The organism is Bacillus sp. AFS040349, from assembly GCF_002577655.1.
In the GTDB taxonomy this organism is placed as follows: Bacteria; Bacillota; Bacilli; order Bacillales; family Bacillaceae; genus Metabacillus.
The window spans coordinates 13,865-34,643 of the sequence record NZ_NUMC01000136.1; the positions used below are offsets into that span (position 1 = coordinate 13,865).

General features: G+C 35.7%; 23 protein-coding genes. 14 read left to right on the forward strand and 9 right to left on the reverse strand.

Annotated elements, in window-relative coordinates:
- The first annotated feature begins 56 nt into the window (after positions 1-56).
- Complete coding sequence (locus COD11_RS23090; protein ID WP_098799257.1) at positions 57-989, forward strand: alpha/beta hydrolase; 933 nt, start codon at positions 57-59, stop codon at positions 987-989.
- A 180-nt stretch (positions 990-1,169) separates the two neighbouring features.
- Here COD11_RS23090 and COD11_RS23095 read toward each other — a convergent pair whose 3' ends face one another.
- Positions 1,170-1,847, reverse strand: a complete 678-nt coding sequence (locus COD11_RS23095) for an ABC transporter ATP-binding protein (protein WP_369689298.1) — start codon at positions 1,845-1,847, stop codon at positions 1,170-1,172.
- A 1-nt stretch (position 1,848) separates the two neighbouring features.
- Positions 1,849-2,343: a GNAT family N-acetyltransferase gene (locus tag COD11_RS23100; RefSeq protein WP_098799259.1), complete on the reverse strand. Its 495-nt coding sequence runs from the start codon at positions 2,341-2,343 to the stop codon at positions 1,849-1,851.
- 127 nt (positions 2,344-2,470) lie between these two features.
- Here COD11_RS23100 and COD11_RS23105 point away from each other — a divergent pair, with 127 nt between their 5' ends.
- Complete coding sequence (locus tag COD11_RS23105) at positions 2,471-2,986, forward strand: type 1 glutamine amidotransferase domain-containing protein (protein WP_098799260.1); 516 nt, start codon at positions 2,471-2,473, stop codon at positions 2,984-2,986.
- A 56-nt stretch (positions 2,987-3,042) separates the two neighbouring features.
- Here COD11_RS23105 and COD11_RS27110 read toward each other — a convergent pair whose 3' ends face one another.
- Positions 3,043-3,198, reverse strand: coding sequence for a hypothetical protein (locus COD11_RS27110; protein ID WP_176551217.1), 156 nt, complete (start codon positions 3,196-3,198; stop codon positions 3,043-3,045).
- 58 nt (positions 3,199-3,256) lie between these two features.
- Entirely contained in the window at positions 3,257-3,484 is a 228-nt protein-coding gene (locus COD11_RS23110; protein WP_098799261.1) for a DUF1128 domain-containing protein, read from the reverse strand.
- Positions 3,485-3,682: 198 nt separating this feature from the next.
- On the opposite strand from COD11_RS23110, the gene COD11_RS23115 reads away from it, so the two are divergent.
- From COD11_RS23115 to COD11_RS23125, 3 genes are read left to right on the forward strand one after another with little or no spacing between them, the layout of a single operon-like run.
- Entirely contained in the window at positions 3,683-4,153 is a 471-nt protein-coding gene (locus COD11_RS23115) for a low molecular weight protein-tyrosine-phosphatase (protein WP_098799262.1), read from the forward strand.
- 18 nt (positions 4,154-4,171) lie between these two features.
- Positions 4,172-4,504 (forward strand): YtxH domain-containing protein, encoded by a 333-nt coding sequence (locus COD11_RS23120; protein WP_098799263.1) that lies wholly within the window; start codon positions 4,172-4,174, stop codon positions 4,502-4,504.
- Positions 4,505-4,513: 9 nt separating this feature from the next.
- On the forward strand, positions 4,514-5,338 hold the full coding sequence (locus tag COD11_RS23125; protein ID WP_098799264.1) for a YihY/virulence factor BrkB family protein: 825 nt from the start codon (positions 4,514-4,516) through the stop codon (positions 5,336-5,338).
- A gap of 249 nt (positions 5,339-5,587) precedes the next feature.
- On the opposite strand, the gene COD11_RS23130 is transcribed toward COD11_RS23125, so the two are convergent.
- Both COD11_RS23130 and COD11_RS23135 read right to left on the reverse strand, forming a co-directional pair.
- The gene (locus COD11_RS23130) at positions 5,588-5,734 is read right to left on the reverse strand and encodes a BH0509 family protein (protein WP_098799281.1); all 147 of its coding nucleotides are present in this window, start codon (positions 5,732-5,734) and stop codon (positions 5,588-5,590) included.
- 154 nt (positions 5,735-5,888) lie between these two features.
- A complete protein-coding gene (locus COD11_RS23135) occupies positions 5,889-7,085 on the reverse strand; it encodes an MFS transporter (protein WP_098799265.1) in 1,197 nt (398 codons plus the stop codon).
- A gap of 147 nt (positions 7,086-7,232) precedes the next feature.
- On the opposite strand from COD11_RS23135, the gene COD11_RS23140 reads away from it, so the two are divergent.
- The gene (locus COD11_RS23140; protein WP_098799266.1) at positions 7,233-7,619 is read left to right on the forward strand and encodes an OsmC family protein; all 387 of its coding nucleotides are present in this window, start codon (positions 7,233-7,235) and stop codon (positions 7,617-7,619) included.
- A gap of 47 nt (positions 7,620-7,666) precedes the next feature.
- On the opposite strand, the gene COD11_RS23145 is transcribed toward COD11_RS23140, so the two are convergent.
- Complete coding sequence (locus COD11_RS23145; RefSeq protein WP_098799267.1) at positions 7,667-8,086, reverse strand: pyridoxamine 5'-phosphate oxidase family protein; 420 nt, start codon at positions 8,084-8,086, stop codon at positions 7,667-7,669.
- Positions 8,087-8,476: 390 nt separating this feature from the next.
- Here COD11_RS23145 and COD11_RS23150 point away from each other — a divergent pair, with 390 nt between their 5' ends.
- Positions 8,477-9,085 (forward strand): YczE/YyaS/YitT family protein, encoded by a 609-nt coding sequence (locus COD11_RS23150; RefSeq protein ID WP_098799268.1) that lies wholly within the window; start codon positions 8,477-8,479, stop codon positions 9,083-9,085.
- A 131-nt stretch (positions 9,086-9,216) separates the two neighbouring features.
- Entirely contained in the window at positions 9,217-10,011 is a 795-nt protein-coding gene (locus COD11_RS23155; RefSeq protein ID WP_098799269.1) for a YfkD famly protein, read from the forward strand.
- Between the two features lie 23 nt (positions 10,012-10,034).
- Here the strand turns inward: COD11_RS23155 and COD11_RS23160 are convergent, their stop codons facing one another.
- Together COD11_RS23160 and yfkAB are read right to left on the reverse strand one after the other, a co-directional pair.
- Positions 10,035-10,883: a mechanosensitive ion channel family protein gene (locus COD11_RS23160; RefSeq protein ID WP_098799270.1), complete on the reverse strand. Its 849-nt coding sequence runs from the start codon at positions 10,881-10,883 to the stop codon at positions 10,035-10,037.
- Between the two features lie 9 nt (positions 10,884-10,892).
- Positions 10,893-12,014, reverse strand: coding sequence for a radical SAM/CxCxxxxC motif protein YfkAB (gene yfkAB, locus COD11_RS23165; protein WP_098799271.1), 1,122 nt, complete (start codon positions 12,012-12,014; stop codon positions 10,893-10,895).
- A 161-nt stretch (positions 12,015-12,175) separates the two neighbouring features.
- On the opposite strand from yfkAB, the gene COD11_RS23170 reads away from it, so the two are divergent.
- From COD11_RS23170 to rlmD, 6 genes are all read left to right on the forward strand, one after another.
- A complete protein-coding gene (locus COD11_RS23170) occupies positions 12,176-12,364 on the forward strand; it encodes an SE1561 family protein (protein ID WP_098799272.1) in 189 nt (62 codons plus the stop codon).
- A 192-nt stretch (positions 12,365-12,556) separates the two neighbouring features.
- Positions 12,557-14,095, forward strand: a complete 1,539-nt coding sequence (locus COD11_RS23175; protein ID WP_141549738.1) for a fumarate hydratase — start codon at positions 12,557-12,559, stop codon at positions 14,093-14,095.
- Positions 14,096-14,322: 227 nt separating this feature from the next.
- Positions 14,323-17,364, forward strand: a complete 3,042-nt coding sequence (locus COD11_RS23185) for an efflux RND transporter permease subunit (protein ID WP_098799274.1) — start codon at positions 14,323-14,325, stop codon at positions 17,362-17,364.
- 111 nt (positions 17,365-17,475) lie between these two features.
- Positions 17,476-18,276 (forward strand): delta-lactam-biosynthetic de-N-acetylase, encoded by an 801-nt coding sequence (gene pdaA / locus COD11_RS23190; protein ID WP_098799275.1) that lies wholly within the window; start codon positions 17,476-17,478, stop codon positions 18,274-18,276.
- Between the two features lie 86 nt (positions 18,277-18,362).
- Positions 18,363-19,229: a DNA-3-methyladenine glycosylase family protein gene (locus tag COD11_RS23195; RefSeq protein ID WP_098799276.1), complete on the forward strand. Its 867-nt coding sequence runs from the start codon at positions 18,363-18,365 to the stop codon at positions 19,227-19,229.
- 16 nt (positions 19,230-19,245) lie between these two features.
- Entirely contained in the window at positions 19,246-20,649 is a 1,404-nt protein-coding gene (gene rlmD, locus COD11_RS23200) for a 23S rRNA (uracil(1939)-C(5))-methyltransferase RlmD (RefSeq protein ID WP_098799283.1), read from the forward strand.
- The last annotated feature ends 130 nt before the right edge of the window (positions 20,650-20,779 follow it).

Consider the following 20,779-nt stretch of genomic DNA (forward strand, 5'->3'; position numbering starts at 1 on the left):
CACCTTCTTGTGCATTTCAATAAAATATAAAAAAGCCTAGAAGGGAAGAGAAGTGAATGTGGCAATGGCTTATAGGGGTAGTTCTTGTTTCGATGCTCGTCTGTTCAATAGGTGTGTATTTGCTAAGCCGTCTTCTTCTTTCGCCGAAAAGGGTTCCTTATGACAAAACGTATAAGCTTGGCATTCAAAAGGGAGAAATTGATGCTAACATCTTTCACACGTTAGAAAAAGAAGAATTATATATTCCGTCCTACCATGGATATAAGTTGCATGGAATGCTTTTTCCAGTGAAAAACAGTACAAAAGTAATTATTATTGCTCATGGAATTCGCTGGTCTTTGTTTGGGAGTTTTAAATATGTACAAATGTTTCAGGAAAGAGGATTTCACGTTTTGTTATGCGATCATCGGTTTCATGGATTAAGTGGAGGAAATTATACCTCTTTTGGTTACTATGAAAAAGATGATTTAAGAGCGTGGATTGACTACTTATCAGTGCGAATGGGAGATCGTGCATTTATAGGTTTGTTGGGCGAATCACTTGGAGCTGCCTCGGCATTAGAGGTAAGCAAACGAGACAACAGAGTGCAGTTTTGTATTGCTGACTGCTCATTTAGCGATTTTTCAAGCTTATTAAAATTAAGATTGAGGCTTGATTTAAGGCTGCATTTTTATCCTCTTATTGATGTTGTAAGTCTTATAATTAAGTTACGTCATGGGTGGAGTTTCCCTGAAATTTCACCAATAAAAGGGTTAGAAAAAACAAAAACCCCCATTCTATTTATTCATGGTAAAGAAGATACGTTTATTCCTTTGCAAATGACGTTAGACATGTTTAAACGAAAAAAGGGAAATAAAAAGCTCTATTTAGTTCCTGAAGCAGGTCATGCAGAAGCATATAATACAGATCCGAAGGGCTATGAAAAGAAAGTAAGTGACTTTATAAAGGAAATTGAAAGTGGGTTAAGAGAAGAGGCCAACTTATGTTAGTCGGCCTTCTTTGTAAAGAGGTAAGAAAGAAAGTTTAAAATTTTGTACGTAGTTTTAGTGTCTAGCGCAAGCACCTAGCCCCTCGAGGTCATAAGCTAATTTGCCATTGAAGGCCAAGAACGCCTTCCATGGCAAATCATCTTATTGCCCGAGGCTGGTCAAGGCGCTTGCGCTTTTCTATTATCCCAAATCCCACGCTTCATGCAGCTTAGGTACGTCAGAAATGAGCTGCTGTGTGTATGGATGCTGAGGGTTCATTAAGACATTATCGGCACTCCCTTGTTCAACAATTTTTCCTTTTTCCATGATATAAAGTGTATCACTTACATAATAGGCAAGACCGACGTCATGAGTAATGAAGATAATCGTCATATTGTTTTCTTCTCTTAGCTTTAGTAACATATCTAAAATAGTAGAGCGAGAGCAGGCATCAACCATTGAGGTTGGTTCATCTGCTAGTAATACCTTTGGATGAAGAAGAAAAATTCTAGCAATCATCAACCGTTGCATTTGTCCACCTGATAGCTCAAAAGGATATTTATTATAAAGCTCTTCAAATTTCAGGTTAACAAATGTACATGCTTCTTTCATTTTCTCAAAGCGTTCTTCTTTAGAAAGCTTTAAGCCTTGTAATTCGATGCAGTCATTTAATAGTTTTTCTACTTTGTGAAATAAATTAAAAGAAGAGAATGGGTCCTGAAAAATGGCTTGGATATCTTGCCAATAAGCTTTTCGATCACGATGATTCTTTAGTTTGCGTGGCTTTCCTTTATACTCGATATCTCCACTTGTTTCCTTTAGTAGACCCATGACCATTTTAGCGAGTGTGGTTTTCCCACTAATTAATCCCTTAATTATTTCACAACTCTCCTAACTCAGCTACCATGTTCCAAGAAGTCCCGTCGATCCCAGTTTTCTGAAATCCAAATCTTTCATATAAACGTCGAGCAGGATTGGAGGGATCTACACTAAGTGAAATTCTTAGATATCCTTTTGATGCTGCTTGTGATTTAATTTCTTTTAATAACTCTGATCCAATGCCTTTTCCTCTGTATTGTGGAAGAGTGGCCATGCTGAGTATTGGTGTTTCCTTATCAATGTAACCATACGTTTTATTTATATCGTCAAAAAGGCGGATCCAAATAGCTCCAAGCTTATCTTCATTTGAATCTACAGCAAGTAATGCTAGATCTCCGTGTCTTCCCCAGTCTTTGACGTAACTTGCCATCTCAGGTGTTTCAATAATACTGCGTGGGGGTTTATCTGAATTTTCATCCACATAAACAGCCTCGTACAACATATCCCAAAGAAAATGTACATCGTCTTTTGTGGCTTCTATAACTTTTATTGTCATTTATATCAACTCACTTCTTTTTTGTTTATATTCGCTATTAGTTGGAAAAAACCTTTTGCTAAGAGTTTATATGTGGACGAGTACGGGTAATACAGAAATGTATTCAAAAAGAGGAGGTTATAACAATATGTCTAAGCATATTGCTGTAGTATTAACTGATTCATTTGAGGATATTGAATATACTGACCCGGCAAAAGCATTCAAAGAACAAGGCCATTCTATAACTACAATTGAAAAAGTTAAGGGGAAAACAGTAACAGGAAAACAAGGTGAAGCGAGAGTTGAAATCGATGCTTCTATTGATGAGGTAGAATCTAGTCAATTTGATGCCTTATTTATTCCGGGAGGATTTTCTCCAGATCAATTAAGAGCGGACAAGAGATATATTAGTTTTGCAAAAGAGTTCATGGAAGATCAAAAACCTGTTTTTGCGATTTGTCATGGACCACAATTGCTTATCTCTGCTGAATCATTAAATAACCGTGATGTAACTGGTTATCAATCCATTATGATTGATTTGGAAAATGCTGGTGCAAATGTACATGATAAAGAGGTTGTAGTTTGCAGCAACCAACTTGTAACAAGCAGGAACCCTGATGATTTACCTGCGTTTACTAGAGAATCATTAAAGTTACTTTCTTAAATAAACGTTTGTTTAATATGCATTGTAAAACCCCCCTAACAAATAGGGGGGTTTACTTATTCTTTATTCTTTCTACTATCTTCAGTTGGCAATGGATCAACACGATAGGAATCTTCAGAATTAACAGCAGCTTTTAAACCATATAGAACAAGGATAATTGAGGTAATGAGGAATCCACATAAACTGATTGTAGCTAACCACCAATTTAACATAAAAAAATCCCCCTCCTTGTTACATTCATATGTAAGTAGGGAAGGAGACAGAATCAGTTTATTGTCCTTTGCGAAGATTTCCTAATTCTTCTGCTATGGCTTGCATTTCATTTGGGCTGAAGGAGTTTCTCTTCATAACATGTTCGTAAATATCTTTTAATTCTTCGTACATTTCTTCATCAAAATGAGAAGGTTTAATAGCACCTAGATTTAGAACTCTGAGTTTTTCCTTGATTTGCTCAATCATATACTCAACATTTTCAACTGACTTTTCAGTAAGGTTCATTTCCTTCAATCCTTTCTCGGAATGGTAATCGTTATGGTTATTGTAACATGAAATACTAGCGCACATTCAAAAACTTGATACTTTATCCTAATCAAGTGTTAAAGCGAATTGTATTCAAATAAGGAAACATATTATCATAATAATTAGAAGAACTTGTTTTTAAAAGAAAACTATTGGGAAATAAGTAAGGAGGACATAATGGTTAGTATTTTATTTGTTTGTTTGGGGAATATATGCCGTTCACCAATGGCTGAAGCTATTATGAGAGATTTAGTTAAGAAGGAGGGGCTAGAGGAGGCCATTCAAATTGATTCAGCTGGTACAGGAAACTGGCATACAGGGAAACCTCCACATGAAGGAACTCGTCGTATTTTAGATTATCATAACATCTCTTATGAGGGACAAAAGGCAAGACAGCTTACGAAAGAAGATCTATCTCAATATGAATATTTGATTGGGATGGATAATGAAAATATTGGGAATATTAGACGGCTAGCAGGATACAATTCAACAGGGGAAATTCGAAGATTATTGGACTATGTCGAAGACTCAGATAGTGTAGATGTTCCTGATCCTTATTATACAGGTAACTTTGATGAAGTTTTTGAAATGGTCCATAAAAGCTGTAGCAATTTATTAAAAGAAATCAAATCTTTACATAAACTTTAATCATAGGAGGTATGTTAGGTGGCAAATGAAAATAAGTTAGTTAGAGGTATGGTAATCGGCGCCCTTGTTGGAGCAGCTGTTTCATTATTGGACAAACATACTCGTGAAGACGTTATACAAGCAGGTAAAAATGTATCCTCAAAAATTAAAGGCTACGTTGATGAACCTACTACATTAACGAGCGAGGTTAAGCAAAAGATAGATAATGTGAAGGATAAAGTACAAGAAGTGTCAGAAGATATTTCCTTTCTAAATGAAAAGGTGAAAGAGCTTAGAGAAACTACACCACAAGTTGTAGGCTTAGTACAAGAAACAAAAGAAAGGTTCATTCCGAAACGAGACCAATCGTGAGGTGAATGCATGTTTAAAGAAGGTTCGTTCCTAAAAGAATTAGTGAAAAGATTTACAAGTGATGAGGTACCAGGTCTTTCAGCTCAGCTTTCTTATTTCTTTTTATTGTCGTTATTTCCTTTTCTCATTTTTTTAATCACATTGCTTGGGTATTTACCGATTTCTCAAAAGGATGTATTAAACACAATTAAACAGTTTGCACCTGGAGAATCAATGCAACTCATCAATGATACGCTAAATCAAATTCTAAATGATAAAAATGGTAAGCTTTTATCATTTGGTATTATTGCGACTCTTTGGTCAGCATCGAATGGGATTAATGCCATTGTTCGAGCTTTTAATAAGGCATATGATGTAGAGGAAAGCCGTTCATTCGTAGTTGCAAGAGGAATGGCGATTGTACTGACAATTGCTATGGTTTTTGTCATTATTGTAGCTCTATTGTTACCTGTGTTTGGAAAAGAAATTGGTCTTTTTATTTTTTCTCATTTTGGTGTTTCAGCTGAGTTTCTAACGATTTGGAATACATTGCGCTGGCTTGTTAGTGGAGTAATACTGTTTATTGTGTTTACAGCCTTATATTTTGTTGCACCTAATAAGCGTTTGCATCTTAAGGACGGAGTACCAGGTGCGATTGCCGCAACAATCGGCTGGATTGCTGTATCACTTGCGTTTTCTTATTATGTTGGTAATTTTGCAAATTATAGTGCCACATATGGAAGTATTGGAGGAATTATTGTTTTAATGGTGTGGCTTTATTTATCAGGAATGATCATTATTCTTGGTGGAGAATTCAATGCGCTTTTATATAAAAGGAAGCATGCTTTAAAATAAATTACCAAATGTTTTAGTTCATATTGCATCCCTTAAAGTGAAATAGTAAGTAAGAAGACAAAAGTCTTTATTTTTAAGAAGGTGGGGGATTCAACAATGGCAAAACATACAAAAAAAGGCGGAAGCCATAACAAGCAAAACTCTAAACAAAGTCCAAAACATAAAACAAGCGGTAGTGCAAACGGTCAAAACGGTTATCATTAAACAGAGAAGGCTGGCTAGGATTAAAACCTAGTCAGCCTTTTTTCTTTACTCAGCATGTTCAAGACAGTTGTTATAAACGGTGCTGTAAATATGTTCAATATCAGCATCTGTCATATACAGTAAAGAGTCTTTGTCAATTTCCTTCATTCTTTCAATAAATTCAATCATATTCTTACGTTCCTGTCTGTTCATCAATTTTCCCATCTCCCTTTGGTTATTGTTATGATACAGTTTATTGTTGTTAGTTGTATTATATAACAGTTTGAATGAAATGTTCAAACATTTTTTTGAAAATTTTCAAAAAAGTCTATAGGAGGTTTTGAAAATGAAAAAAGCTGACAAAATGTCAGCTTGAAAAATGATCCATAGAGGGTTTAGTAGATGGCTCTGTCGATAACATTGGTTTATAGAGAGTAACAGCTATAAATATGAGTAACAACATACTGCTTATGATGAAGAAATAGCTAATATCATTGGTGTACTTGATAAAGATACCACCTAGATAAGGACCTGCTAGACTGCCTACACTAAAGGCAACTCCGCATAGGAGATTTCCAGTTGGAAGAAGGTTTTTTGGCATTAGGTCAGTCATATAACTGATTCCTAGGGAGAAGGTAGAGCCAACAACCATTCCAGATATGAATAAACAAATAATGAGAGCTATAGGTGAATTTTCAACAAAACTGGCGGTTGTAAAGCTCAAAAAGCCTGTGAATAAAATAAACATTAACACAGTTCTTCTTCCAAATTTGTCACTTAATATTCCAAGCGGAAGTTGAAATGTGATTGCCCCTATTGCAAAAGAAAACAATAAAACAGAAATATTCGTTACATCAAGACCAATTCGAAGTGCGTAAACAGGAAAGCTACCGTTTAAAGAGGACTCTAAAAAGCCGTATCCTAAAGGGGGTAAAAATGCAACCCAGCCGTATTTCCATGCACTTCTAAATCGTTTCATTGTTTCTTTCATCGAATTAACCTCAATGGTTTGTTCAGGATAATCGTTTTTTAAAAGAAACAATAGAGACCAGCCAATGAAACAAAGAACAGATGAAATGATAAAAGGTAATGCTTCGTTAATGTTGACTAGTGAAGCGAGTAATGGGCCTGCTGCAAAGCCAACGCCAAAAAATAGACCGTACAGTGAAATGTTTCTTCCTCTTTTATCTTCAGACGAAAAGGAGGTAATCCATGTTTGTGTACCAAAATGTAAGGCATGGTCACCAATTCCAATTAGTAGTCGTAGGCAGAACCAAAACCAAAATGATTTCCATAACGGAAATAATGCAAGAGAGGAAGCAACGACTAACCCGCCGAGGATAATAATTGGTTTATAGCCAAAACGTTTTAAAGGATATTCCATAAAGGGAGATACTAAAAGAATCCCAACGTATAAAGCTGTTGCGTTGAAGCCGTTTAAGTCCGAAGATACCCCACTGTTTTCAAAAATAATAGCAATTAGTGGTAGGAGCATTCCTTGGCTGAATCCTGAAATCCCGACGATCGAAACTAATATCCAAAAACGAACTCGTTGAGTATTCATGTAAGCACCTCACGTGATAGTAGAAATAATTCTTAAATGCCAGTAATACTTTATACTGAATAATAAAATTATACAAGAAAAATAAGATAACATTCTTTTGTAATCGTCATTTTTTAGATACAATAACTAAAAGCTGAGGTGAAGATAATGGAATTTAAAATGAAGAAAGACGTTGGTTTTACAACAACAACAGAATATGGAGAATTGCATGTAGCAGGAGATGAGGCCTATGGATATAGACCGTATCAACTAATGGTCGCATCAATTGCTGTTTGTAGTGGTGGTGTATTACGTAAGATATTATCAAAGAAAAGAATAGAGATAGAGGATATAACTATATCTACTGATGTAGAACGTAATGAGGCTGAAGCAAATAAGATCGAAAAGATACATATTCACTATAAAATCAAAGGTCAAAATTTAAACGAAAACAAGATTCATCAATCAATATTATTAGCTAGTAAAAATTGTCCAATGGCTCAGTCGGTTAAAGGGAGTATCGAAATTGAGGAAACATTTGAGTTAATTTCATAGAGGAAATAAAAAAGCCAGATGAAATAATAATTCACCTGGCTTTTCCTTTATAATGACAGTGTTTCTGGTTCACTTGAAGACTTTTCAAAATAACGATAAGAGGAAGGGGAAATCTTTAAAAGCATATAATCAGGATCATCGGCACTTGGTATCCAGTTTTTTAAGTGATCATTCCAGAACTTTTCTTTAAGTTCTTTAGATTCCTCCACCATAACTGTCCCTTCAATTTCCACATATGGGTCGTCCCATCCTTTACAATCATTCCCTAATAAAATATGAACATTAGGGTTTGCGTTAATATCCTCAACCTTGTGAGTATCTTTATTGGTGGCAGTATATAAAACTAAATCTTCATTAAAAAACAGCATGAAACGAGAGAAAGGCTTGTTTTGTCTAATAGTTGCTAATGTACCTACTTTATGATTTTGTACGACTTCAAGTAATTTTTTTTTCAAATCCTCACTCATTGGATAAGCTCCTTTCTTTCCTCATACAATATATTTGCGTATGTAAATAGCTTCACACTATATTAATGTGCAATAAAACGATGGATTTCATGCATCTTTAGTGTAAAGGAAGTTAAAGAAGTGGGAATGATTTTTATTCACTTTAAACAAAAAGAGACTCTGTGTATAATACACAGAGTCTTATAATTTGTGTAGGACGAAACAGATAACTAGAGAAATTGGTAACGCTTGCAAAAAAGCGTTAAATTCCTAGGGACACTTTATCGTGTACCTATAGGATACTATAATCTTTAAGGGTTGTAAATATTCTGTTTATTAATTTTACTATTTGTTTTAAAGTAATGTTTGTCCACATATTTATTAGCATCTACTTAGAAAGGAAACTGAAGGATGAAGATTAGAATTTTGTTTTATTTAATTGGCCTCTTTTTAATGGGGTTTGGTGTTACGCTGACAATAAAAGCTGACTTGGGAGCTGGAGCATGGGATGCCTTAAATGTGGGTCTGTCAAATGTGATTGGGCTAACAGTAGGAAGTTGGGTCATTATAATTGGGGTTATCTTAATATTTATTAATGCATTAATTGTTAGAGGTAAACCTAAACTCCTGGCTGTTGTTACGATTTTATTAATTGGTTTTTCAGTTGATTTTTGGCTGATAGTAGTGATGAACAAAGTTCATTTAAGTACATTGGTATTACAGGTTATATCTCTTATCGCAGGCATTATTCTTATTGCCATTGGTGTAGCCATGTATTTGCAAACAAAATTTCCTGCCAATCCAATTGATCAACTAATGATCTCTTTGCATGAAAGGTTTCATTTGAACTTTATGATCGCTAAAACAATTGGAGAGGTAACTGCATTAATCTTAGCCTTTATTTTACAAGGCCCCATTGGGATCGGTACGATCATCATTACTTTTTTAATTGGTCCAATGATTCAATGGTTAAATAAACCAATGACGAAAAGATATGAGTTATTGCTAAAGAAATCTTAGAGAAATCATATTTGGTTTGTGATTCCGAGGCATGTTAGGATTTTACTAAGTAGCTCCGATTTAAAAATTTTGGATAAACAAATTCCCGATTGAAAACAATAATGATAAGCATGTTGAAAGGAGTAAAAACCATGAAAAGAAGATTGCTCATTTCTTTAGTTTTGCTTTTATCATTTAGTTTTTCAAGTGCTGTATTAGCAGAAGGGAAAACACAAAAGCCGAAGATGCCTGGATCGGTAATGGATATATCAAAAGAAAACACATATCCAAACCCTACTCAGGATTTACCCTATTTACAGCCAAGTGAGCTAACTCAGCAACTGATTGACACATCAGAAGTTCCAATTGAGAATCCTGATTTGATTCGGATTTTAAATGAATCCACCATTTCTGATGCACCACTTGCCTTCGGATATCGTGCCACCATTTATTTAGGTCAGTGGGCACTTAATTATGAATCAACTGAAACAGCAACAAATTGGGAGTATCAAAAAATAAACACAAATTATCAAGATAATCGTGGTGGAAAATCACAAATTCAAATGCATTATCGCCAGGAGGCGCAAAAATCTGTAAAAGGTGGCTTAACCGCAAAAGTCCCTGAAGCAGAGCATGTTAAAAAAATGATGTTGTTAGAGGCAATGAAGAAAACAAGTTTACCATTAGCGTTTGAAACAATCATTGGGGCAGGAACAAAGAAGGATCAGGTGTATAATGTACCACCTAAAAAATTAGGCTACTTATATGCTTATGCTCCTGCAGTTAATGAAAAAGGAAAAGTAACGTATGGTGAAGTTTATTTGGTATTAAAAGGTAATAAGAAAAGCATTGTTGTAAAGAATATAACATCACAAGGAATTGGCGCATGGATTCCATTACAAGATCATGCATCATTTGGATTTGTTACATCTGATCAACCTAGATAACCATAAAAAATCAGTACCTTGTGTTAGGTACTGATTTTTTCATTTTGGTTTAATGAAACTCTTTCTTCTGCCAACTGAATATTTTCATCGAATAGAGCTTTAGCAATGATTTTTCTAGCTTCCTTCGCCGCATTCCAATAATGTTGGTCATCAACTAAACCGATTATTGCATATTCGTAGCCCCGATAATTAGCATTTAAAGAGGTAATCCCGAATAAGTGAAAGGGCTCGATAATTGTGTCAGATAAATCTCTTTTTAAGTAGTCTCCCAATTCCTGGTTTACTTTTTCACAGGTGTGTTCTAGTACTGTCCACACTTTATCTGGATCTTCTCTAAAGCTTGTCACAACACGCTCAATAACCCTCATCCGGTCTATGTTATAGTTATGAATTTGCTTTATTTCACCGTTACTAATCGTTAATAATTTTCCGCTCCATTCTCGTACCTTTAAAGAGCGGAGTCCGATTTCTTCAACAGTGCCATTAAATGTGTTGTTGATTGTAATGAAATCACCTTGATGAAGCTGTTTTTCATAAATTAAAAACATTCCCGCTAAAATGTCCTTTATTAAGCTTTGTGCTCCAAACCCGATTACAATACCTGCCACACCGGCACCTGCTAAGATGGATCCGAAATTTTCAACAAATAAAGAAATAATGTATAGGATGAAACCTATAGTTGCCGCGTATCTTGTAACAGATCGAATCAAACTTTCAATTGTTTTTTCTTTTCGTTCTTCTATAAAATCTGTTCGTTGGAAGAACTTTCTAATAAAGAAATTAATGATAAAAACACTTAATGCTAAAAGAATTGCAACTATAATCACTTTTAATAACTCATATTCTTTTAAAAACGCTAGTGCCTGATCCATCTTCTCACCTTATATATTCGATTTTCTTTTTGTAAAATCTATATCTTGGTAATAACTATTTTTAACAAGTACGTTAGGTCCTAGACATTGAACTGATGGGCAGTGACAATTTAGTGATTTAGCAAGTTTAGTGTTCATCCAGTTTGAATATGCTGATTGTAAAGTGTTATGTTGTATATTTCCTAGTGGCGGAGTATCGCCGAAGTCAGTCACAATAATATCTCCATTAAAGATATTTACATTAAGTCTTGAACGGCCATCAGGATCATTTCGTACCGTAACACTTTTACTTTCACGTAAACGTTTGATGAGTTCTAAATCCTCTTCATTTTGACTGCAAGCATAAAAGGGCAAAGTTCCAAACAACATCCATACACTTTCATCCCGAAAATCTAATAACTGATGAATTACTTTTCTCATTTCTGGAAGAGAAAGAGTTTCTAAGGCACTTGCAAAATCACTTGGATACATTGGGTGAATTTCATGACGCTGACAAAGCATTTCTTCAACAATTTGCTTATGTATTTTCTCTATATAAGGAAGTGTTCGTTTATTAAGCATCGTTTCAGCAGATACAATCACACCCGCTTTTACTAGAGCTCTGCTATTCTCAATCATTCGATCAAACAAAGCAGCTCTTTGTTTGTAAGTTGGCTTTCGCTCCATAACAGCAAACCCGACCTCGACGAATTCATCAATCGTACCCCAATTATGAGATATATGTAAAACGTCGAGGTAAGGTATAATTTTTTCGTAACGCTTTAAATCCAAGGTTAAATTAGAATTAATTTGTGTACGAACACCGCGTTCGTGGGCATACTTAAGAAGAGGTACCACATACTGTTCAACAGATTTTAATGAAAGCATCGGCTCCCCACCTGTAATACTTATAGAACGTAAAGTTGGTACTTCATCTAACCTTTTTAACAGGAGATCAATAGGAAGTGCTTTTGGATCTTTAGGTTGTAAGGTATAACCAACTGCACAATGCTCACATCGCATGTTACAAAGAGTTGTTGTGGTAAATTCAATATTCGTTAACGTCATTTCGCCATACTGCTCAATATCTAAATAGGCTTCCCACGGATCATATGAGGTTGTAATTGTTTTTAATGGTTTTAGTGCATTCATAATGTTTGCTCCTTTTTAAAAGGGTGAAAATGAAATATATAATATACATTCGCTTATTTTAACAGAAACCTTAAGGGAGAACATCCATTAATTCTGATGATTATACTTGTCAAAGAATTATTAATCATCTACGATACATGTATCTGAAAGGAGAGGAAATAATGGGTAACGCAGTACACGATAAGGATTCTCAACTATCCTATTTAAAAAATCGCTTAAATATGTTTTTAGAAGTCATTGATTCGATGGATCCAGAATCTACAGATGTAGACGATGTTGATCGTTTAATACAAATGCTTGATGATCTTGAATTAAAGCATAATCAGTTTAAAAAAGACTGGAAAGAATGAGCTGGCACAAATTGTGTCGGCTTTTTTTGATAATGCAGCATACCAAAAGAACCCTGAAAACGCTTCTTTTCAATAAATCGCTTGAGGAGTATAATGAAAATTGTGGGAAAAGACCGAAAGTTTATAAATTAGTAGTGATTAGTGTAGGCACATGCTTAGTTGCTGAGCTTTCACACGAGGGGGAGAATCGAGATGGAGAACTTTTATGAAAGCATGTATCAATTAATAGTAGAAACTTCAACTAACTTACCAAAAGATGTAAGAAGAGCAATTGCAGCAGCAAAATTAAAAGAAAATGCTGGAACACGCTCAGCTATGTCTCTTGCAACGATTACAAATAATATTAAAATGGCTGATGATAATGTTTCTCCAATTTGCCAGGATACAGGCTTACCTACCTTTAAAATAAAAGTGCCGGTATCTGCTAATCAGATTGAGATGAAAAAGCAAATTAAACGCGCAATCGAACAAGCTACGAAAGACGGAAAATTAAGACCAAATTCTGTTGACTCTATTTCTGGTGATAATAGTGGGGACAACCTTGGAGAAGGAACACCTGTTATTAAATTTGAACAATGGGAAAACGATTATATTGATGCCCGCCTCATTCTAAAAGGAGGAGGTTGTGAAAATAAGAATATCCAGTACAGTCTTCCTTGTGAGCTTGAAGAGTTAGGAAAAGCAGGCCGTGACTTAGATGGAATTCGTAAGTGTATTATGCATTCTGTATATCAAGCACAAGGACAAGGCTGTAGTGCCGGCTTCATCGGTGTTGGGATTGGTGGAGATCGTACAAGCGGTTATGAGTTGGCGAAGGAACAGCTGTTTAGAAGAGTTGATGATGTGAATGAACGTGAGGAGTTGCGTCAGCTTGAAGAATATGTTATGGAAAATGCCAATGAGTTAGGAATTGGAACAATGGGCTTTGGTGGTGAAACAACGTTACTGGGTTGTAAGGTTGGAGTTATTAACCGTATTCCAGCTAGTTTCTTTGTTTCAGTTGCCTACAATTGTTGGGCATATCGCCGTTTAGGTGTATACATTGATCCAAAAACAGGTTCAATTAATGAGTGGTTATATCAAGATGGAGAAGAAGTTGACTTTTCACAAGATGAAGTTGCGGCAACTCATGAGCAAAGCGAACAAACAAGAGAAGTAGTCCTTGAAGCTCCTATTACAGAAGAAAAAATAAGAGAGCTAAAGGTAGGGGATGTTGTTCGTATTAACGGAATGATGTATACAGGTCGTGATGCTATTCATAAATACCTTTCAGAAAATGATTCTCCTGTTGACTTGAATGGTCAAATTATTTATCATTGTGGCCCTGTTATGTTAAAAGATGAAAATGGAAACTATCATGTGAAAGCTGCTGGTCCTACAACTAGTATTCGTGAAGAGCCTTATCAAGGTGATATTATGAAACGTTTCGGTATTCGTGCGGTTATCGGAAAAGGCGGAATGGGACCGAAAACATTAAAAGCACTAGGAGAGCATGGTGGTGTTTACTTAAACGCAATTGGTGGAGCAGCACAATACTACGCTGATTGTATCAAATCAGTTGAAGGTGTTGATCTTATGCAATTTGGAATACCTGAAGCTATGTGGCATTTAAAAGTAGAAGGCTTTACTGCTGTTGTTACAATGGATTCTCATGGTAATAGCCTACATGCAGATGTAGATAAAAGCTCACTTGAAAAACTAGCTCAATTTAAAGAGCCTGTATTTAAATAAACGTTTAATTAGAGAAGACCTGGGTATGTTGCCATGGTCTTCTTTTAATTTATGTTGGATTAAAAGAAGAAATATTATGAACATTAATGGAATGTTTCATTGTAAAAAATCTGTAAAAAAGGAAGATTTTTCCTTTACATTCATTTATAATCAATCCTTGGGTGCTTACGTTACTATAGGCACACTATTCTATAGGGAAATAGGTTTAGTGAACGGGGGGGAAAGCTTTGCTTAAGTTTATTATAAAGCGAAAGATTTTAGTAAGTTTAGTTACGGTTTTAGTGTTAATCGTAGGAAGCTATTCATTACTGAAGCTGGACAAAGAATTAATGCCACCCATTAATTTTGATGGTGCGTATGTGGATGTGAGTGCTGGTGAAATGTCTGCAATTGAGGTGGAGAGGACCATCACGAATCCACTAGAACAAAGCATTCAAGGTATTGATGGAGTTGAAGAGGTTAGCTCTACAACTTCAATCGGAAGAAGCGCTTTAAATATTACAATAGAAACAGGGCGGGGTGATGAAGTTTCAAAAGAAATAGAATCTGTCGTCCAAGCAACAACTGCAGATATTAGCGGTATTAATGAGGTCGTTACAGATCAAATAGGAACAAGTTCTACTTATGAGTTCTATATGGATGTTTCAAATGGTGAAATGGAAGAGATGACGGCTTTTGCTGAAGAAGTTTTAGAGCCACGACTTGAGGAACTTCCGGAAGTAAGAGATGTTTCTTTGGCTGGAATTCAAGAACATGAAATGAATATTGAGTTTGATCGCGAGAACGTTCAGGAAAAAGGTTTGGATCTCTCACAAATTAGTACTGTAATAGGGCAGGCAAATAGTGAGGCAACATTAGGAGAATTAAGTGAAGACCAGGATGCGCCTTCTTTACGTTGGAATACAAAGTTAGAATCTGTTGAGGACATAGAGAACATTCAAATTATGACTCAAACAGGTGCTATTAAATTGAAAGAGATTGCTGATGTATCGATAGATCCAAAGGGAAATTCATCATTTGTATGGAAAAACGGTACAAAAGATTTTGTATTTGTCCAAATCGGACGAGTGGCAGATGTTACTCAAATTGAAATGGCTGAAGCAATAAGGGCAGAAATCAAAGAAATTAAAGACGAAGGATTAGTTAAAGATTTTGAATTAAATGAGATGGTTGCACAGGCTGACTATGTTAAGGAATCGATTGATGGAGTTTCAAGTAATATCATTATCGGGGGCGTAATAGCAGTTATTATTTTATTATTATTTTTACGCAACGTGAGAGCCACGATTATTGTCGGACTCTCCATTCCAACCTCGATCTTACTTACGTTTTTAGCAATGTGGGCATTAGACTATAGCTTAAATATGTTAACTCTAATTGGATTAGGCTTAGGAATTGGAATGATGGTTGACTCATCTATTGTTATCCTTGAATCTATTTATAGGAAAAAAGAACAAGGACTGAAACCATTAGAGTCTGTTGTGGAGGGGACAAAAGAAGTTGCCTCAGCTGTATTTGCGTCGATGCTAACAACAATTGTTGTTTTCCTACCAATTGGTTTGTTAGGCGGAGAAATGGGGCGATTTATGATCCTTCTATCCGTGGTTGTCTCTGCTACATTAATTAGTTCTGTTATTGTTTCTTTTACCCTTATCCCGAGTTTATCTGAGAACTTTTTAAAGCTAGGGAAGAAACAGGTGAAAAAGGAAGGACGATTGTTAAAAGGTTATAGCCGTTTTGTATCATGGGTTATTACGAAGAAACGAAACAGCTTTATCATGGTCGGAATTTTCTTTATGATGTTTGTTGGTTCGTTTTTCTTAGTGTCAAAAATTCCGATGACCATTATGCCTGATGTTTATAACCGATATTCAGAGTTGATGGTTGATCTGGAAACAGGTGTGTCTGTCGAGGACAAAGAAAAAATTGTTGAACAAATTAACGAAAGTCTCTCTAAGATTGAGGATGTTGAACAAAATTATGTAATGGATAATGGCTCTATGCTTTACACTATTATTAATATGACCAAAGGTAATGACATCGTAAAAGGACAAAAAGAAGTCAATGAGGAAATATTGAGCTCCTTACGAAAGATCCAAGAGGATTACCCTATTGAAGGCATTCAAACAGCTGCTTCAACAGGTGGAGGTTACCCTGTTCAAGTGTTAATTAAAGGTGAAAGTTTTGATGAGCTAAAAACAATTGCAGATAATTTCTCTAGTGAATTAGAAAAAATCGAAGGTATTGTGGCTGTGAAAAATTCTATTGAGCGTACTTCTGTTGAAGAAGTTGTGCAGTTAAAAGAGGATGCAATTGAAGATGCGGGATTATCTTCATCACAGGTTAGACAATTTATTGAGCAGGCCTTTTTAAATATGCCACTGGGTGAGGTTACGGTCGAGGAAGAAAATATTCCCCTTATAATGAAGTGGAATGAAAGTACAAATAATAAGGATGCACTGTTAAAATTAAAAATTCCTACAAATGATGGAGAAAAGAGTCTTTCAAGCTTTATTGAACTAGTCAGTGTTGATACTCCAAATGAAATTTCTCATGATGAAGGAGATCGTTTCATTACGGTTTCGGCAGATATTAAGGAGACAGATCTAGGAACAATCAATCGAGAAGTTCAATCTTTAATAGAAGATTTTGAAACACCGACTGGTTACAATGTATCGGTTGCGGGTGATTTGGAGCAGCAACAAGAACTGATCCAAGATATGATTCTAATCCTAGCTATTTCAATATTCTTAGTTTACCTTGTTATGGCTGTTCAGTTTAATAATTTGGCTCATCCTCTAGTTGTGATGTCTATTATACCTATGACTATTGTGGGTGTTATAGCAGGACTATTCATTACACAACGTGAGTTAAGTATTATGTCAGGAATGGGGATTGTCATGTTAATAGGAATCGTTCTAAACAATGCAATCCTGCTTATTGATCGTACAAATCAATTACGCAAAGAAGGATATAATGTGACTGAAGCTATCGTCGCAGCAGGAAAAGATCGGATCCGACCGATTTTTATGACAACTTTAACAACAGCAGGAGGAATGCTTCCACTTGCATTAGCATCAGGTACATCTGGAAACTATCAGGCTCCAATGGCTACAGCGATTATCTCTGGATTATTATTTGCAACATTTATTACATTAGTACTTATTCCAGCTGTTTATCGTATTTTTAACAGTATCGGCAATGGTTTTAATCGTTTTTCTAAGAAAAAGAATAAAAAAGAAAAGATTATTGAGGAAATCGCTAGCTGATGATTGAAACCCTTCATTTATTTGAAGGGTTTCTTTATGGTAGTTTTTTTCAGTATTTAAATTCTCTCTTTAACAACACTATAAATAATAACAAGAATGAGGAGAGAGTTTATGAAAAAATTGACTGTTGTTTTAGTGCTTTTTTGCTTATGTTTTATTTCAATGAATTCTGTTTCAGCAGTTTCGAATAAGCCTATTCATTGGGGATTTAAAAAGAGTCGAAATCATGAACCTGCAACTGCTGGTGAGGAATTAGATGCATTGCTTTCAAAATATGGCGGCTTTTATATAGGTGATACAACGAAAAAAGATATTTACCTTACATTTGACAATGGTTACGAAAATGGGTATACACCTAAAGTACTTGATGTTCTTAAAAAGCAAAAGGTGCCTGCAACATTTTTTGTGACCGGACATTATCTTGATTCAGAGCCTGAACTAGTAAAGCGAATGGTTAATGAAGGTCATATTGTCGGAAATCACTCATGGTATCATCCTGACTTAACAACTCAAAGTGATGAAGAATTTAAGAAAGAATTAGAATCTGTTCGTATCAAAGTAGAAGAACTGACAAGTCAACAAGGCATGAGTTATCTTAGGCCTCCAAGAGGGATTTTTAGTGAAAAGGTGCTTGCCAAAGCTGAAGAGCTTGGATATACTTCTGTTTTTTGGTCACTTGCGTTTGTTGACTGGAAAGTAGACTCTCAAAAAGGCTGGAAGTACTCATATGATAACATTATGAAGCAAATTCATCCCGGTTCTATTATTTTGCTTCATACTGTATCAAAAGATAATGCCGAGGCATTGGATCATGCGATTGAAGAATTAAGGAAACAAGGCTATACCTTCAAAAGCCTAGATGATTTGATGATAAATAAAATGATGGATCATCCATATTTACTTTCCCTTTGATACGATCAAAGGGTTTTTTCCTTTTCCGTAGGTTCCTTATTTTAAAATGATATAATAAAAATAAAAGAAGAAGAGGAAGAAAAAGCATGTGGATGGAAATCATAACATGTAAAGGCCCATATCATTTTGATTCAGTTCTAGATCGTCTATCATTGGATCCTATCATACATATTAATAAGGATGAACAATTGGTCAGAGTCCCTTTTGTTATAGAAGGAAAGTCATATGTACTTAATGTAAGAGCAATCGGAACAGTAAAAGAACCTGCTTTTGAGTTATGTGGTACTGACAAAACGATTAAGGAAGAGGCTATAAGGCAAATTAGAAGGATATTTCAGTTTGACTTTTCTTTAGATGAAGTTATGAGTCATTTTCATCAAACAAATCTTTCTAGAATCTTTCAGCAACATGAAGGAACACCAATTGTGTTAGAATTTGATTTTTATAGCTGTTTAATGAAGTGTATTATCCATCAACAGTTAAATTTAGCTTTTGCTCATACATTAACATCTAGATTTGTGAAAGAGTTTGGATATCAAATAGAGGGTGTTTGGTTTTATCCTACACCTGAGACAGTAGCCGGGTTGGAGTATGATGACTTAAGGGCATTACAATTTAGCGGTAGAAAAGCAGAGTATGTAATTGATACCTCAAGACTTATTGTAGACGGAAAGCTCAATCTAATGGAGTTGGACTTGCTCCCAGAGGAAGAATTGATGAAGGAACTAGTGAAAATACGTGGTATTGGTCCATGGACGGTGCAAAACTTCATGCTTTCTGGTCTTGGGCGTCCAAACCTATTTCCCAAAGCTGATATTGGTATACAAAAAGCAATTCAAAAGCATTTTAACCTTGAGAAAAAACCAACTAGTGATGAAATGGACGAATATAGCAAAGGGTGGTCTCCTTATTTAAGTTATGCCACATTATATTTATGGAGAAGCATTGAGTAGAAACGGAGCGTTAAATATGAAAGAAAAGAAACAGGTGCAAACTAGCCAAATTAAAATTTCAAAGGGACAAACTTTCCCGTTAACAATAAAGCGTTTAGGGATTAATGGAGAAGGTGTAGGCTATTTTAAACGACAAGTTGTCTTTGTCCCTGGAGCACTGCCTGGTGAAGAAATATTAGTAGAAGCGACTAACATTCAATCAAAGTTTGCGGAGGGAAAAGTAAAAGCAATACGAAAGAAATCCCCATTCCGTGTTAAGCCGCCTTGTCCAATTTATGAGGAATGTGGTGGCTGTCAGCTTCAACATTTAGCCTATGATCAGCAGCTGAAGGAAAAGCGTGATATTGTTGTTCAGTCTATGGAAAGACATACAAAATTAAAAATCTCCTCCTTGGATATTCGTCAGACTATCGGTATGGAAGACCCGTGGAACTATCGGAACAAAAGTCAGTTTCAAGTGGGGCAGCAAAAGGGGAAAGTAATTGCAGGCCTATATGGATTGGAATCACACCGCCTTATTCCTATTCAGAATTGTATGGTTCAGCATCCTCTAACAAATAAGGTAACTGAAGGGGTAAAGCAAATTCTCGAAGATTTCCAGGTGCCGATTTACGATGAACGAAAGAGAAAAGGGATCGTAAGAACAATCGTTACACGTGCCGGTTTTCAAACAGGAGAAGTACAGGTCGTTTTAATTACGACTCAAAAAGAAGTACCTCGTAAAAAGTTAATCATGGCTGAAATACAAAAAAGGTTTCCTGAAGTAAAATCTCTTGTTCAGAATATAAATGGAAACAAAACATCGCTTATTTTTGGTGAAAAAACATTACATCTAAGTGGTGAAGAAGTTATCCAGGAAACGTTAGGAGACTTGAGCTTCGAACTTTCAGCAAGAGCATTCTTTCAACTGAATCCTGTTCAAACTGTAAAGCTGTATGATGAAGTAAAGAATGCAGCAAGTCTTACCGGCAATGAAAAAATTGCTGATGCATATTGCGGAGTAGGAACAATTGGCTTATGGTTAGCGAAGGATGCAAGTGAAGTGCGCGGAATGGATACAATTGAAGCAGCTGTTATTGATGCACAAGAAAATGCTCGTAGACACGATATAGAAAATGCAACCTATGTAACAGGCACTGCAGAGCACTGGCTGCCAAAATGGGTAGAGGAAGGCTGGCGACCAGACGTTGTTGTGGTGGATCCCCCACGTACGGGCTGTGATCGGAAGTTATTAGATGCGATTAGAAAAGTGAAGCCGAAGAAATTTGTTTATGTATCGTGTAATCCTTCCACACTTGCGAAGGATATTGATTATTTAAGTAAAGATTATAAAGTCGAGTATATTCAGCCAGTGGATATGTTTCCGCATACGGCGCACGTGGAGTGTGTTTCAAAGCTTGTATTAAGAAATGATAACTAATATCTTTTGGCCGTTTTCACCAGGTAGAACTCAAAGAGTTCCTACCTGGTTTTTTATTCGTTAATAAAGTAATTAATATTGATGTAGGATGTTAGAAATGTGTCGGTATGATCCTCCATACCCAAAAGAT

Excerpts from the sequence above, each read along its gene's own strand:
- COD11_RS23090 (WP_098799257.1), top strand. The coding sequence starts at position 57 with ATGTGGCAATGGCTTATAGGGGTAGTTCTTGTTTCGATGCTCGTCTGT.
- COD11_RS23100 (WP_098799259.1), bottom strand. The coding sequence starts at position 2,343 with ATGACAATAAAAGTTATAGAAGCCACAAAAGACGATGTACATTTTCTT.
- COD11_RS23105 (WP_098799260.1), top strand. The coding sequence starts at position 2,471 with ATGTCTAAGCATATTGCTGTAGTATTAACTGATTCATTTGAGGATATT.
- COD11_RS27110 (WP_176551217.1), bottom strand. The coding sequence starts at position 3,198 with ATGTTAAATTGGTGGTTAGCTACAATCAGTTTATGTGGATTCCTCATT.
- COD11_RS23110 (WP_098799261.1), bottom strand. The coding sequence starts at position 3,484 with ATGAACCTTACTGAAAAGTCAGTTGAAAATGTTGAGTATATGATTGAG.
- COD11_RS23115 (WP_098799262.1), top strand. The coding sequence starts at position 3,683 with ATGGTTAGTATTTTATTTGTTTGTTTGGGGAATATATGCCGTTCACCA.
- COD11_RS23125 (WP_098799264.1), top strand. The coding sequence starts at position 4,514 with ATGTTTAAAGAAGGTTCGTTCCTAAAAGAATTAGTGAAAAGATTTACA.
- COD11_RS23130 (WP_098799281.1), bottom strand. The coding sequence starts at position 5,734 with ATGAACAGACAGGAACGTAAGAATATGATTGAATTTATTGAAAGAATG.
- COD11_RS23135 (WP_098799265.1), bottom strand. The coding sequence starts at position 7,085 with ATGAATACTCAACGAGTTCGTTTTTGGATATTAGTTTCGATCGTCGGG.
- COD11_RS23140 (WP_098799266.1), top strand. The coding sequence starts at position 7,233 with ATGGAATTTAAAATGAAGAAAGACGTTGGTTTTACAACAACAACAGAA.
- COD11_RS23145 (WP_098799267.1), bottom strand. The coding sequence starts at position 8,086 with ATGAGTGAGGATTTGAAAAAAAAATTACTTGAAGTCGTACAAAATCAT.
- COD11_RS23150 (WP_098799268.1), top strand. The coding sequence starts at position 8,477 with ATGAAGATTAGAATTTTGTTTTATTTAATTGGCCTCTTTTTAATGGGG.
- COD11_RS23155 (WP_098799269.1), top strand. The coding sequence starts at position 9,217 with ATGAAAAGAAGATTGCTCATTTCTTTAGTTTTGCTTTTATCATTTAGT.
- COD11_RS23160 (WP_098799270.1), bottom strand. The coding sequence starts at position 10,883 with ATGGATCAGGCACTAGCGTTTTTAAAAGAATATGAGTTATTAAAAGTG.
- yfkAB (WP_098799271.1), bottom strand. The coding sequence starts at position 12,014 with ATGAATGCACTAAAACCATTAAAAACAATTACAACCTCATATGATCCG.
- COD11_RS23170 (WP_098799272.1), top strand. The coding sequence starts at position 12,176 with ATGGGTAACGCAGTACACGATAAGGATTCTCAACTATCCTATTTAAAA.
- COD11_RS23175 (WP_141549738.1), top strand. The coding sequence starts at position 12,557 with ATGGAGAACTTTTATGAAAGCATGTATCAATTAATAGTAGAAACTTCA.
- pdaA (WP_098799275.1), top strand. The coding sequence starts at position 17,476 with ATGAAAAAATTGACTGTTGTTTTAGTGCTTTTTTGCTTATGTTTTATT.
- COD11_RS23195 (WP_098799276.1), top strand. The coding sequence starts at position 18,363 with ATGTGGATGGAAATCATAACATGTAAAGGCCCATATCATTTTGATTCA.
- rlmD (WP_098799283.1), top strand. The coding sequence starts at position 19,246 with ATGAAAGAAAAGAAACAGGTGCAAACTAGCCAAATTAAAATTTCAAAG.